Genomic DNA, 14069 nt, shown 5'->3' with positions numbered 1-14069 from the left:
AAAAGCATCGTTGACCCCACGCCCGCTCAGCCGGAAGCGGGCGCCGCCTGCAATTCGTTTTGCAACAGGCGCGGCCGGCTTTATAACTATCATCAGGAACGAAAATCGCCTCTCCGGCGTTACGCGCCCCACAATCGAGGGAACCGATCATGGAGTGGAAGGGCCGCCGGCAATCCAGCAATGTCGAAGATCAACGCGGCAGTGGCGGGGTTGGTAACAGCCCGTTCGGCCGCGGCGGGGGATTCCGCATACCCATGGGCGGACCGGGCCGGGCTGGCGGGGGCCTGAGCTTCGGCACGATCATCTTCCTGATCGCGCTGTATTTCATCTTCCGTGCCATGGGCATCGACCTTCTGCAGGTGCTGGGCGATGGCGGCGGCCAGGTCAACCTGCCGGGCTTCGAGCAGACGGACAGCGCCAGCCGCGCCAATTCGCCGAAGCAGGAGGAGACGAAGCAGTTCATGGCGACGGTGCTTGCCGAGACCGAGGATACCTGGAACGGCATCTTCCAGGCGAACGGCGCCCGGTACGAGGAGCCCAAGCTCGTCCTCTTTTCCAATAGCATCAATTCGGCCTGCGGCTTTGCTCAAGCTGCGACCGGGCCGTTCTATTGCCCGGGCGACCACAAGGTCTATCTCGACATGAGCTTCTTCGACGAACTTGCGAACCGTTTCGGCGCTGCTGGCGATTTTGCGCAGGCCTATGTCGTCGCCCACGAGGTCGGCCATCACGTCCAGAACCTGACGGGCGTGCTGCCGAAGTTCAACCGCGCCCGCCAGTCGATGAGCGAAGCCGACGCCAACCAGATGTCGATCCGCGTCGAACTGCAGGCCGACTGCTACGCCGGTATCTGGGGCAAGTACACCGAGCAGAAGGGGCTGCTCGATGCAGGTGACCTCGAGGAGGCGTTGAATGCCGCGGTCCAGATCGGCGACGATACGATCCAGAAGCGCACGCAGGGATATGTCGTTCCTGAAAGCTTCAATCACGGGACCTCGGAGCAGCGCCAGCGCTGGTTCAAACGCGGCTTCGACAGTGGCCGCGTCCAGGACTGCGACACGTTCCAGGCCGCAAATCCCTAGTCGGGCAACCCGACGCTCCCGTCACGGTGGGCGTTTTGCGGGCGGAGAAGCGCACCGTGGTAGCCGGCGGCCACCGCGTGCGTGTCTCCCGATTCAGCCAGCAGAAAACCGATGTTCACGTATTGTTTCGCTCAGCCTTCTGCGATAAGACGCAGCTTTCACTTGTTCGCGCTCTTCTTGCGCCGGGCCCCCTCAGATGAACGATCAAAAAGCGGTCCGCCGAGGCCTCGCCCTGGTCTTCATGATCATATTCCTTGACGTCATCGGCATCGCCATCATCATGCCGGTGCTGCCGACCTTCCTCAAGGAACTGACGGGTGCCGACATTTCCACGGCGGCAATCGACGGCGGCTACCTGCTGCTCGTCTATTCGGCGATGCAGTTTCTGTTCGCGCCGCTCGTCGGCAACCTTTCCGACCGGTTCGGGCGGCGGCCGGTGCTGCTCGTCTCCGTCTTCACCTTTGCCATCGACAACCTGATCTGCGCGCTCGCCACCAGTTTCTGGATGCTGTTCATCGGCCGCGTGCTCGCCGGCATCAGCGGCGCGAGCTTCGGTACCGCCGCCGCCTACATCGCCGATGTCAGCACGGCCGAAACGCGGGCGAAGAATTTCGGTCTGATCGGGATCGCCTTCGGCACCGGCTTCGCGCTCGGTCCCGTCATCGGCGGCTTCCTAGGCGAATTCGGGCCGCGCGTGCCCTTCTATGGGGCGGCGGCGCTGGCCTTTCTCAACTTCGCGGTCGCGCTCCTCTTTCTGCCCGAGAGCCTCGAGGCGAAGCATCGCCGCCGCTTCGAGCTTGTCCGCGCCAATCCGCTTGGCGCGCTGAAGCAGATGCGCAACTATCCCGGCATCCTTTGGGTGCTGCTGGTGTTCTTCTGCTATTGGCTGGCCCACTCCGTCTATCCCGCCGTCTGGTCGTTCGTCGGCGCCTATCGCTACGGCTGGTCCGAGGGGCAGATCGGCCTGTCGCTCGGCTTGTTCGGCATCGGTGCGGCGATCGTCATGGCATTCGTACTGCCGCGCGTCGTGCCGGTGCTCGGCGAGTGGCGCACCGCAGCACTTGGCCTCTCCTTCGCAATGCTGGGTCTCGCGGGCTATGGGGCCGCCTGGGAGGGCTGGATGGTCTACGCCGTGATCCTGCTAACCTCAATCGAGAACCTCGCAGATCCGCCGTTGCGCTCGATTGCTGCGGCAAAGGCTCCGCCGTCGGCGCAAGGCGAGCTGCAGGGGGCGCTCTCCAGCCTCTCCAGCATCACCACCATCGTCGGGCCGCTGATCTTCACGCAGATGTTCGGCTATTTCACCGGCCCTTCCGCACCCGTTGCTTTTGCCGGCGCGCCCTATGCGCTCGCGGCGGTCATCCTGCTTGTCGGGGTCTGGGTGTTCGTCACGAAAGTCCGCGGACATCCGGTCGCGGCACCCAAGGCCGCGGAGCCGGCCAGGTGAGAACGGTCGCGGTCGATGGCTCCAGCGCAGCCGGGAAAACGAGCGACCCGCTTCAAATTCCGTGAAATTTGCCGCGAACAGGTGCCTTTTTGGCCCGGTTTCGCAATATTGATCGATGCATCTACGCTACTTGGTTGATCGGTGCGCGCCGATGTGATCGGAAGCGCCCGAAAGGTGTCCGAATCATGCATACGGTCGCAAGACGCGAAAACAACAGCTGGGCAGCACAGGTCCGGGCGACGCTGGCCCTCGGCATTCCCCTGATCGGCGCGCAACTGGCGCAGCTCGGCATCCACACCACCGACGTGGTCATCCTCGGGCGGCTCGGCGCCGCCCACCTGGCAGCGATCGTGCTTGCCGGGCAGTTCTTCTTCACCATCTTCATCTTCGGTTCGGGCTTCGCGACCGCCGTGATCCCGATGGTGGCGCAGGCCTACGGACGCGGCGACCTCGTCTCGGTGCGGCGATCGGTACGCATGGGCATGTGGGTCGTGCTGCTTTACTCGCTGTTGACGGCGCCGCTCTTTTCCTACGCCGAACAGATACTGCTCTACGCCGACCAGAAGCCCGAGGTCGCAGCGCTGGCCCACCGCTATCTGGCGATCGCCCACTGGGGCCTGCCGCCGGCGCTGCTGTTCATGACCCTGCGCGGGCTGGTCAGCGCCCACGGCAAGGCGGGGATCATCCTCTGGATCACGATCCTCGTGCTCGTCGTCAACGCCATCTTCGCCTATGCGCTGGTACTCGGTCACTTCGGCCTGCCGGCGCTGGGCATGGAGGGGGCGGCGATCGTCTCCTTCGGCGTGAACACCCTGTCGTTCGTGCTGATCGTGATCTATGTCCAGGGCCGCCCGGAGATGCGCCGCTACGAGCTGTTCGTACGGTTCTGGCGGCCTGACTGGCCGGCCTTCTTCGAGGTGCTGCATCTCGGCCTGCCGATCGGCCTCACCATCCTGGCCGAGGTCAGCCTGTTCACCGTCGCCTCGCTGCTGATGGGATCGATCGGCACGATCGAACTCGCCGCCCACGGCATCGCCCTCCAGCTCACGTCGATCGCCTTCATGTTCCCTTATGGCCTCGCCCAGGCGGCGACGGTGCGCGTCGGGGTGGCGCATGGCAAGGGCGATCATCAGGGCGTGAGGCGGGCGTCGCTGGCGGTCATCGGCGTCGCGTCGCTGATTGCGCTTTCGGGCGGGGTCCTCTTCGCCCTCATGCCGACGACGCTTGCAGGCGTCTTCCTCGACCGGCAGTCCCCCGAGGCTGCACAGGTGCTCGCCTATGCCGGGCCGCTGGTCATCATCGCCGGTATCTTCCAGCTCGTCGACGGACTGCAGGCGATCGCTTCCGGCCTGCTGCGCGGGTTGAAGGACACCCGCGTGCCGATGATCCTGGCGCTGATCGCCTACTGGCCGATCGGCTTCGTCTGCGCCTGGACTTTCGCCTTTCCGCTCGGTCTCGGCGGCATCGGCGTCTGGCTCGGCTTCCTCTGCGGGCTCGCGGCCGCCGCCATCCTGCTCAACTGGCGCTACTTCCGCATGCTGGCGCGGCAGGGTTGACGTCCCGCTAATCAACCTGCCGTGCATCTGCCGGCACTTCCTCACCGCGAGCGGAGACGGACGGCGCCGCGCCGCTCACGTGTCCCTTTAACGCGCCGGCAATTTGTACAGGCGAGGGGCCGTGTCGCACGGCGAGCTTCATCTCGCGCCTCATCGTCGCTCAAACGAGAAAGGCCCGGAAGGGCTTTCACCTCCGGGCCTTCGATTCCACGTAGCCTAAAGCGGTCAGGCCCGCTCGGGGATCGCCTCTTCGCCCTTTTTCTCGCGCACCAGGTTGAGGAAGCGTCGGAAGAGATAGTGGCTGTCCTGCGGGCCGGGCGAGGCTTCCGGGTGGTGCTGGACCGAGAACACCGGCTTGCCGACGAGGCGCAGGCCGCAGTTGGTGCCGTCGAACAGCGAGACATGCGTCTCCTCGACGCCTTCAGGCAGCGAGTCCGAGGCGACGGCGAAGCCGTGGTTCATCGAGACGATCTCGACCTTGCCCGTGGTGTGGTCCTTGACCGGATGATTGGCGCCATGATGGCCCTGGTGCATCTTCTCCGTCTTGGCGCCGAGCGCAAGGCCGAGGATCTGGTGGCCGAGGCAGATGCCGAACATCGGAATGCCGGTCTTGATCAGTTCGCGGATCACCGGCGCCGCGTACTTGCCGGTGGCGGCCGGGTCGCCGGGGCCGTTCGAAAGGAACAGGCCGTCCGGCTTCTGCGCCAGCACCTCTTCGGCGCTCGAGGTGGCCGGCATCACCGTCACCTTGCAGCCGAGACCGGCAAAGAGCCGCAGGATGTTGCGCTTCACGCCGAAGTCGAGGGCGACGATATGGTACTTAGCCTCGCCTTCCGACAGATCGTCATAGCCTTCGTTCCAGACCCAGGGCCGCTGGCTCCAATGTGCGGACTGGCCGGAGGAAACCACCTTGGCAAGGTCGAGGCCGACGAGACCGCTCCAGGCCTTGGCCTCGGCCTTCAGCGTCTCGATGTCGAAAACGCCGGAGGGGTCGTGGGCGATCACCGCGTTCGGCGCGCCGTTCTCACGGATCCAGGCCGTCAGCGCGCGCGTGTCGATGCCGCACAGGCCGATGATGCCGCGCGCCTTCAGCCACGTATCGAGGTGCTTCACCGCGCGGTAGTTGGAGGGATCGGTGATGTCGGCCTTGAAGATCACGCCGACTGCGCCGTGCCGCGCGGCGGGCGTCAGGTCTTCGATGTCTTCGCCGTTGGTCCCGACATTGCCGATATGGGGGAAGGTGAAGGTGACGATCTGACCGAGATAGGACGGGTCGGTGAGGATCTCCTCATAGCCCGTCAGTGCCGTGTTGAAGCAGACTTCGGCTTGAACCTTGCCGGTCGCGCCGATCCCCTTGCCTTCGATCACGGTTCCGTCGGCGAGAACGAGAAGGGCGGTCGGCTTTTCCGAGGTCCAGGGGGCGGTTGAGGTCATGGTCATCCCTTTTCCGGCGCAGACCGGCATGCCTTGAAAGGCAGGGGATCAGGCGCCACTTATTGTCGCGAACGTGGGCGCGCGGAAACTCCGCGGCAAGGCCACCACATGCAAATTTCGTGCAGGTGCCGGAAAATAGACAAAGCGGGGCCAGCGGTCAACCTGCCGGGCTTGAATCACGCTGGAAAATAAACCCAGTGATTCCAGCAGGTTGAGCAATCGATTTGATTGCGGCGGCGTCGCTGGTCTATGAGAACGCGAGAACTGCCCAAACAGAAACGGACGGCAATTCGCCCCGCCTCACATCGGGCGACGTCCAGTGGAGAAGTAAGATGCGCGAGCAACTCGCAGAATGCCTCAAGAGTGCGCTGAAGGCCAAGGATGCGCGCCGCACCTCGACGGTGCGGCTGATCCAGGCCGCGATCAAGGACCGGGACATCGCCAATCGCGGTGCCGGCAAGGACCCGGTCGACGATGACGGCATCAAGCAGATCCTGGCCAAGATGATCAAGCAGCGCGAGGAATCGGCGAAGATCTACGAGGAGAACGGCCGTCCGGAACTCGCTGCGCAGGAGCGTGAGGAGATCGCGGTCATCAACGGCTTCCTGCCCGAGCAGATCTCGGAGGAAAAGGTCAGAGAGCTTTGCGCCGAGGTCATCCGCGAGACCGGCGCGCAGGGCCTGCGCGACATGGGCAAGGTCATGAATGTCCTGAAGGAGCGCTATCCGGGCCAGATCGATTTCGCCAAGGCCTCGGGTGTCGTCAAGGAATTGCTGAAATAGCAAGGCGGGCACGGACGCTGGTCCGCACGCTTAAACCTCATCGAGAAAGCCGCGGTTCAGCCGCGGCTTTCTTGTTTTCACGAAGTGGTCAGGCAGGGTCGGCCGCGCCGGCTGCCGCTGGGGCCGAGGCACGAAGATCGGCCGGGTCATGGTCGGCCGAACAGCCCATCACGGCATGGAAGGCGCTATCAATGATCGCGCACTTCTCGGCCTGGTAGCGCCAGTATTGGCCGACGAGCCGCCTTGACACCCAGACCTCGCTTTCGCCGCGGCCGGCGCTCCAGCCAACGTCACCCAGTTCGACCGCCCTGTCCAGCATCCGCTTGGCGTGGGTGCGAGAGATCCGGAAACGGTGCGACACCTCGGCGAGCGAGATGGCGCCGGCCGGAATGCGCTCCGGCAGGGAGGCGGCGTATGCGTCCTCGACCTTGAGCGATGCGATCAGATGGTCCATCAAGAGCCCGCCGGCGTTGGCCCAGGTGAAATGATCGAAGGCCGGTCCCTGGTGGCGCATGCCGGGCGCCTCAAGCAGACGCTCGGCGATCGTCGGCTGCAGGCGGTTGACCATCGTCGGCTCGGACCTGTGGTGCTCGGCACGGCTGCCGCCGTCGAGGCGGTCCAGCATGGCGAGGTGCAATTCGAGCCAGTTCGACATGGCCTGCCGGGCGACCTCGGTGGGCTGCAGCAGCCGCTTGCGGCGGTCGTCGCGACTGGCGACGGGCGCGGCGAAACCGAAGTGCACGACCTCCCTGATGAAATCCGCCGCCGTGTTGCGGCTGACGACGTTCTTTGCGACGGCCAGTTCAATGAAGGGCGCCGCGTATAACCCGCTGCCGGAAACCTGCGGATCTTGGGAGCAGGCGAGCGCTAAGGCCGCGTGGCACATTAGCCAGCGTTGCTGGGAGGAAAACAAGGCGCCGATGCGCGGGTCCTCGTCGTGGAACTGCAGAAGCGCGCGGGCGGCCTCGCGGAAGGCGAGAAAGAAACGCGGGTCGTCGGCAAGGGCGCAAAAATCGATCGGCATGTCACGGTCCGATGATGGGTCTGCACAGTCATCGCGTCCGGCGCCGCCTCTGTCAAACTGTCGAGGCGAAATCCCGTCCGCCGTTCCGGACCGCCGGCACTGTCGTCCATCCGCGACTTGCCGTATTGTGGCCCCGCAGCCTATAGAAGCCAGTCGCCCGCCGGCGGCGACGGAGACCACGTTCCATCATGCGCTTTACGCCTTCCTTCCTCGACGAAATCCGTGACCGCGTGCCGATATCGGCCGTGATCGGCCGGCGCGTCACCTGGGACCGGAAGAAGACCAATGTCTCGCGCGGCGATTATTGGGCCTGCTGCCCGTTCCACGGCGAGAAGTCGCCGAGCTTCCATTGCGAGGACCGCAAGGGCCGGTATCACTGCTTCGGCTGCGGGGTGTCCGGCGATCATTTCCGTTTCCTCACCGAACTCGACGGTCTGGGCTTCCCGGAAGCGGTGCAGCAGCTTGCCGACATGGCCGGCATGGCGATGCCCCAGCCCGACGCACAGGCCGAGCGGCGCGAGCGCGAGCGCACCTCGCTCCTCGACGTCATGGAAATGGCCGCCACGTTCTTCGAGCAGCAGTTGCAGTCTGCCGCCGGTGCCCGGGCGCGCGCCTACCTCCGCGACCGCGGGCTGACCGGCCGCACCATCGAGACGTTCCGCCTCGGCTACGCGCCGGACGGCCGCAACGTGCTGAAGGAACATCTGGCGGGCAGGGGCGTGCCAAAGGAACAGATCGAGGCGTGCGGCCTCGTCGTCCACGGACCGGATATCCCCGTTTCCTACGACCGCTTCCGTGACCGGATCATGTTTCCGATCCTGTCGTCGCGCGAGAAGGTGATCGCTTTTGGCGGCCGTGCCATGTCGCCGGACGCGCCGGCCAAATACCTGAACTCGAACGAGACCGAACTCTTCCACAAGGGTAACGTGCTCTACAATTTCGCCCGCGCCCGCAGGGCGGCCCAGGGGCGCCGCGGCAGCGACGGAGCGGACGACGGCGCCGGCACGATCATCGCCGTCGAAGGCTACATGGACGTGATCGCCCTGCACCAGGCCGGCATCGAGAACGGGGTGGCCCCGCTCGGCACCGCCCTTACCGAGGCCCAGCTCGAGCTGCTCTGGAAGATGACGCCGCAGCCGATCCTCTGCTTCGACGGCGACGGGGCGGGCATTCGTGCCGCAAACCGTGCCGCCGAGCTGGCGCTGCCGCATATCCGGCCGGGCCGCACGGTGCGCTTCGCGCTTCTGCCTGACGGCAAGGACCCGGACGACCTCGTCCGCAACGAGGGCCGGGAGCCGTTCGACAAGGTCCTGGCTTCCGCCCAGCCGCTGGCCGAGATGATCTGGATGCGCGAGGCCGGCACCGGCAGCTACGACACACCCGAAAGCCGCGCCGAACTGGAGGCGCGGCTGAAGCAGATCGTCTCGGTGATCGCCGACGAGAACGTCCGCCGCCATTACCAGCAGGACATGCGCGACCGACTGAACCGCTTCTTCCAGCCTGTTGCCAGCCAGCGCGGCGAGCGTGGCGGCTTTGGCGCACGGCGGGGCCGCCAGCCGGGCGGGCGATCTGCCGGCGGCAGCCAGGCGCCCCTGCCGACCAGCGTTTCCGCCGGCCTGGCGCGCTCCACCCTCGTTCGGGGCGCGCAGGAACTGCCGGTGCTGCGCGAAACGGCGCTGGCGCTGACGATCGTCAACCACCCGCAGCTTCTCTTCGAGGAGTATGACGAGGTCGCGGCGATCGAGTTCGACAATCGCGACCTGCAGCGTTTCTGGTCGGCCGTGCTCGGCATTGCGGCGTCGGCCGGCGACCGTCTGACCCGCGAACGGCTGGTGGAGGAACTCGAAGCGGCGGACTTCGCCGCGATGCTGAAGGGCATGGACCAGCAGGTCCGCAACGCCCGCCTGTGGACGGCGACGGCAGAGGCGGCGCCGTCGGACGCCCGTGAGAGCTATCTGCAGGCACTGGCGCTGCACAAGCGCACCCGCGCGCTCCTGTGGCAACGGCGGGAGCTCGAGCGTGAGCTGGCGGAGGCCACCGAGGAAGGCGACGCCGAGCGCGTCCCGCAGATCCTGCGCGCCCTGCAGGAGGTGCAACTGGAAACCACGCGGCTCGAGAACCAGGAGGCCATCATCGACGGCTTCGGCGTCATGTCCGGGCGCGTGAAGGGGCCGGCCAAGGGGTAGGCGCCGCGTGGTGGCAGCCCGGCGACCACTTCGCGCCACAAGGGGACGCAAGCCTTCGCATCCAGCGGACAGTGGCCGTTGTCATCTTCACAAATCAGCAAGGACGACGTGCATGTCTACGTCCAATGTCGAGGAGCAGTCATACACTAGAGCGGTCTGATCAGGAGCACCCAGTGCTCTGTATCGGTTTCCCAGCCTTCGTTCACACAGGGGAGTGCTGCGACTTCTTCGTAGCCATGTCGCTCATATAATCGTCTTGCGCCTGCATTATCGCTTGCGACGATGACACTCATCCGCCGCAACTGCTGATCCCGAGCCATTTGTTCTGCCGCACTGAGCAGGCGTGACCCAAGTCCGCGCCCGCGGTATTCGGGGTAGCAGGCCAGCACATTGACATACCAGCTTTCGAGGGCCTTGTTCTCCAGTTCTTGAAACGGCCGAAACAGGGCGGGGAAGTCATCGCCGATTGGCTTGGGCTCCGAGCCGATCGGGTAGCCGGTCAGAGACGCGACGGCACCGTCTCCAAAGTCTGCAACCACGATTTGGCCTTTGCGCACCCTTTCCAATTGCCGAGCGCGGCCAACCTCCCAAGGGTCCTGATCGTCCCTTGCAAGTCCCTCCCAAATGTAGAGGGGAAGACCCTGGCCAGCGAAGTTGACGAGATCAGCCAATTCCCTTGCATCTGCTTCGCGTGCAAATCGTAGCGGTGGCTCAAGCGTAATCATTTGTGCCTCCGGAAAACCAAGCTCTGAGAGGCATCGTTCGAGAAATAACTCGCCACGCATGCGATATGTTGGGATCGACCTGCATCATGGTTGCCTCCCTCGCTAGAACATGGCTCCCGGAAGTGGGACCGCTTCGGGAGAGACATGCGTGAGAACATAAGCTAAGGCGCGCGAAGCTAATTCTTTGGAGCGCGAAGCGCTTAGCTCTCTTCCCGACGGCTTCGCATGAGCCGCTGCGGGAAAAAATTCTAAACTCATCCGACCAATCGCGTAAGCGCGCCCCGGTAGAGTTGCACAAGTAAAACGTGCAAAAGGCGCGCGCAGGATACCGTCGGTCCCTATGGGGCACGGCGGCAAGCCGCATGCTCCATGATCTAAATCCGGGCGGAACGCGGCCAGGCGCGCCGAATTTCTTCTTGCAGAGGCGGTTGCTGCCGAACAGCGCGGACACTCCAGAGTATCGCCCCTTGCGCCACTGCGCCGTCTGGCGATGATGCGCGGGCGATTCCCCGAAAGAGACCGATGCCGCTTCAACGACCCGACCCTCCATTCTCCACCGACCGCCTGTTCGATGCAGGGCGTGCGCCGCTCGACGTGCTCAAGCGCGTCTACGGCTATGATGCCTTCCGTGGCAAGCAGCAGGCGGTGGTGGAGCATGTGACCGCCGGCGGCGATGCCGTCGTGCTGTTTCCGACCGGGGCGGGCAAGTCGCTGTGCTTCCAGATCCCGGCGCTTTGCCGCGACGGCGTCGGCATCGTCGTCTCGCCGCTGATCGCCTTGATGCGCGACCAGGTGGAGGCGCTGAAGCAACTCGGCGTGCGCGCCGCGGCCTTGAATTCCTCGCTGTCGCGCGAGGAGGCGGTCGCCGCCATGCGCGCCGTCCGCACCGGCGAGCTCGACCTTCTTTACGTCACGCCCGAACGCCTCGTCACCGAAGGTTTCGCCGAGCTGATCGGCAATGCCCGCATCGCGCTTTTTGCCATCGACGAGGCGCACTGCGTCTCGCAGTGGGGCCATGACTTCCGCCCAGAGTACCGGGCGCTAGACTGCCTTGCGGAACGCTTTCCCGGCGTGCCGCGCATCGCGTTGACGGCCACCGCCGACCCGCACACGCGTGACGACATCATCGAGCGGCTGTCGCTCACCGATGCCAAGGTGTTTACCACCTCCTTCGATCGGCCGAACATTTCCTACGACATCGTCGAGCGCGACCAGCCGCGCCAGCAGTTGCTGCGTTTCCTCTCGCGCCACAAGGATACCAGCGGCATCGTCTACTGCCTGTCGCGCGCCAAGGTGGAGGACACCGCCGAGTGGCTGGACAAGCGGGGGATCCGCGCGCTGCCCTACCACGCCGGGCTCGACCGCGCGGTGCGCGACGCCCATCAGGACGCCTTCCTCAAGGACGAAAACCTCTGCCTCGTCGCCACCGTCGCCTTCGGCATGGGCATCGACAAGCCGGACGTGCGCTACGTCGCCCATCTCGACCTGCCGGGCTCGGTCGAGGCCTACTACCAGGAAACCGGACGCGCCGGGCGCGACGGCCAGCCGTCCGAGGTGTGGATGGCCTACGGCATGGCCGACGTGATGCAGCGCCGCCGCATGATCGACGAAGGTGATGCCGCCGAGGAGGTGAAGCGCGTCGAGCGCGCCAAGCTGAACGCATTGCTCGCCATCTGCGAGACCGCCTCCTGCCGCCGCCAGGCGATCCTGGCCCATTTCGGCGAGAGCCATCCCGGCGGTTGCGGCAATTGCGACACTTGCCGCAATCCGGTCGAGACCTGGAACGGCACGGAGGCTGCGATTACCGCGCTCGCAGCCGTCTACCGCACCGGCGAACGCTTCGGCACCGGCCATGTCATCGACGTGCTGCTGGGGACCGTCAACGACAAGACCGAGCGCTTCGGCCACGTCGACATGCCGGTCTTCGGCGCCGGCAAGGATATTCCGGCCCGCACCTGGCAGTCGGTGTTCCGCCAGTTGCTGGCCATGGGCCTGATCCGCATCGACCACACGGCCTTCGGGGCGATGAAGCTCGAGCCCGAGGCGCGCGCCGTCTTCCGCCGCGAACGCGAGGTCCGTTTCCGCAAGGACCGGCCGGTTTCGGCCAAGGCGGCAAAGGGACAGAAGTCGGCCTCCGCCCGCGAGCGCGCCGACCTCGCCGGCTCCGATCTCGAACTGTTCGAAAAGCTGCGCGCCGAGCGCCTGTCGATCGCCAAGGACCTCGACGTGCCGCCCTATGTCGTCTTCCCCGACGCGACCCTGATCGCGCTCGCCAAGGAGCGACCGCGCGACTGGGACGAACTGCTCGACATCCCCGGCATCGGCCAGAGCAAGCGGGAGCGCTTCGGCAAGGCGTTTCTTCAGGTCATCGAGGACTATATCGAGGGGTGAGCGACACCTCCGATCTTCCCTGAGCTCGCCCCTTACCGCCACCCCGACCTCTTACCCGGGCAGGAAGGGGATGGATGAGGCTTTTCCAGACTGCCCCGGAGGAGCCGGGAACCTATGAAGCGCACCTCCCGCTCGGCAGGCTGATAACGTACCGGGCCTCGGGCGGCCGGCGACATCGCGGCCGGGGCTGCAAGACGGCAGCCGGCGTGCTAAGAGGTCGAGGGTATTCTGTCCTATCGGAGACGCCCACCGATGACCGACACCTTCCTTTCCCACCTGCGCGCCGAACTCGAGGGCCTGAAGGCCGCCGGGCTCTACAAGTCCGAGCGGGTCATCACCTCCAAACAGGCGGGTGAGATCGAGGTTGCCTCCGGTCAGCGCGTCCTGAACTTCTGCGCCAACAACTATCTGGGGCTCGCCGACAACGAGGATCTGGCCGACGCGGCCAAGCAGGCGCTCGACCGCTACGGCTACGGCATGGCCTCGGTGCGCTTCATCTGCGGCACGCAGGAAGAACACAAGCAGCTCGAGGCGAAGATCTCGTCCTTTCTCGGCATGGAGGACACGATCCTCTACTCCTCCTGCTTCGATGCCAATGGCGGACTGTTCGAGACGCTGCTTTCCGAAGACGACGCGATCATCTCGGATGCGCTGAACCATGCCTCGATCATCGACGGCGTGCGCCTCTCCAAGGCGAAGCGCTTCCGCTACGCCAACAACGACATGGCCGCGCTGGAAGAGGAACTGAAGAAGGCGGAAGGCAGCCGCTTCAGGCTGATCGCCACCGACGGCGTCTTCTCGATGGACGGCATCATCGCCAACCTGCAGGGCGTCTGCGATCTTGCCGAAAGATACGGCGCCATGGTCATGGTCGACGACAGCCACGCCGTCGGTTTCGTCGGCAAGCACGGCCGCGGCTCGCCCGAACACTGCGGCGTCGAGGGCCGGATCGACATCATCACCGGCACGCTCGGCAAGGCGCTCGGCGGCGCTTCCGGCGGCTACACGTCGGCGAAGGCCGAGGTGGTCGACTGGCTGCGCCAGCGCTCGCGCCCCTATCTGTTCTCCAACACGCTGGCGCCGGTCATCGCCGCCGCCTCGCTGAAGGTGTTCGACCTGATCGAGCACGGTGATGCGCTCCGCGCACGCCTCTACGCCAATGCCGATCTCTTCCGCTCCGAGATGACCAAGCTCGGCTTCACGCTGGCCGGCGAGGGGCATCCGATCATTCCGGTGATGCTCGGCGATGCGGCGCTGGCGCAGGAGATGGCGGCGCGGATGCTGGAGAAGGGCGTCTACGTGATCGGCTTCTCCTTCCCCGTCGTGCCGAAGGGCCAGGCCCGCATCCGCACCCAGATGTCGGCGGCCCATAGCGAGGCCGACGTCCGGAAGGCGATTTCCGTCTTTGCTGAAGTGGGACGCGAACTCGGAGTGATTTGAAG

10 protein-coding genes are annotated in these 14069 nt (G+C 65.3%); 7 read left to right on the top strand and 3 right to left on the bottom strand.

The window, feature by feature from the left end; translation table 11 throughout:
• Positions 1-149 precede the first annotated feature (149 nt).
• The 3 genes from ypfJ to C7449_RS16455 all read left to right on the top strand — a co-directional run bounded on the left by ypfJ (position 150) and on the right by C7449_RS16455 (position 4085).
• Positions 150-1082, top strand: a complete 933-nt coding sequence (gene ypfJ, locus C7449_RS16465; RefSeq protein WP_108003997.1) for a KPN_02809 family neutral zinc metallopeptidase — start codon at positions 150-152, stop codon at positions 1080-1082.
• Between the two features lie 196 nt (positions 1083-1278).
• Positions 1279-2529, top strand: a complete 1251-nt coding sequence (locus tag C7449_RS16460) for a TCR/Tet family MFS transporter (RefSeq protein ID WP_108003996.1) — start codon at positions 1279-1281, stop codon at positions 2527-2529.
• Positions 2530-2714: 185 nt separating this feature from the next.
• Positions 2715-4085, top strand: coding sequence for an MATE family efflux transporter (locus C7449_RS16455; RefSeq protein WP_108003995.1), 1371 nt, complete (start codon positions 2715-2717; stop codon positions 4083-4085).
• Positions 4086-4310: 225 nt separating this feature from the next.
• Here the strand turns inward: C7449_RS16455 and carA are convergent, their stop codons facing one another.
• Positions 4311-5519 carry a glutamine-hydrolyzing carbamoyl-phosphate synthase small subunit gene (carA, locus tag C7449_RS16450; protein WP_108004231.1) on the bottom strand — a complete coding sequence of 403 codons (1209 nt, stop codon included), beginning with the start codon at positions 5517-5519 and terminating at the stop codon, positions 4311-4313.
• Positions 5520-5851: 332 nt separating this feature from the next.
• On the opposite strand from carA, the gene C7449_RS16445 reads away from it, so the two are divergent.
• Positions 5852-6301 (top strand): GatB/YqeY domain-containing protein, encoded by a 450-nt coding sequence (locus C7449_RS16445; RefSeq protein ID WP_108003994.1) that lies wholly within the window; start codon positions 5852-5854, stop codon positions 6299-6301.
• An 88-nt stretch (positions 6302-6389) separates the two neighbouring features.
• Here the strand turns inward: C7449_RS16445 and C7449_RS16440 are convergent, their stop codons facing one another.
• Entirely contained in the window at positions 6390-7325 is a 936-nt protein-coding gene (locus C7449_RS16440) for a hypothetical protein (protein ID WP_108003993.1), read from the bottom strand.
• Positions 7326-7513: 188 nt separating this feature from the next.
• Here C7449_RS16440 and dnaG point away from each other — a divergent pair, with 188 nt between their 5' ends.
• The gene (gene dnaG / locus C7449_RS16435) at positions 7514-9511 is read left to right on the top strand and encodes a DNA primase (RefSeq protein ID WP_108003992.1); all 1998 of its coding nucleotides are present in this window, start codon (positions 7514-7516) and stop codon (positions 9509-9511) included.
• Between the two features lie 146 nt (positions 9512-9657).
• Here dnaG and C7449_RS16430 read toward each other — a convergent pair whose 3' ends face one another.
• A complete protein-coding gene (locus C7449_RS16430) occupies positions 9658-10236 on the bottom strand; it encodes a GNAT family N-acetyltransferase (protein ID WP_108003991.1) in 579 nt (192 codons plus the stop codon).
• 522 nt (positions 10237-10758) lie between these two features.
• Between C7449_RS16430 and recQ the strand changes: the two genes are divergently transcribed.
• Together recQ and C7449_RS16420 are read left to right on the top strand one after the other, a co-directional pair.
• Positions 10759-12627, top strand: coding sequence for a DNA helicase RecQ (recQ, locus tag C7449_RS16425; protein WP_108003990.1), 1869 nt, complete (start codon positions 10759-10761; stop codon positions 12625-12627).
• A gap of 252 nt (positions 12628-12879) precedes the next feature.
• Positions 12880-14067: a glycine C-acetyltransferase gene (locus tag C7449_RS16420; protein WP_108003989.1), complete on the top strand. Its 1188-nt coding sequence runs from the start codon at positions 12880-12882 to the stop codon at positions 14065-14067.
• Positions 14068-14069 lie beyond the last annotated feature (2 nt).

It is taken from the genome of Mycoplana dimorpha (genome assembly GCF_003046475.1).
In the GTDB taxonomy this organism is placed as follows: Bacteria; Pseudomonadota; Alphaproteobacteria; order Rhizobiales; family Rhizobiaceae; genus Mycoplana; species Mycoplana dimorpha.
Note: the sequence above shows the minus strand (reverse complement) of the source record. Positions and strands in the feature narration are given on the sequence as shown.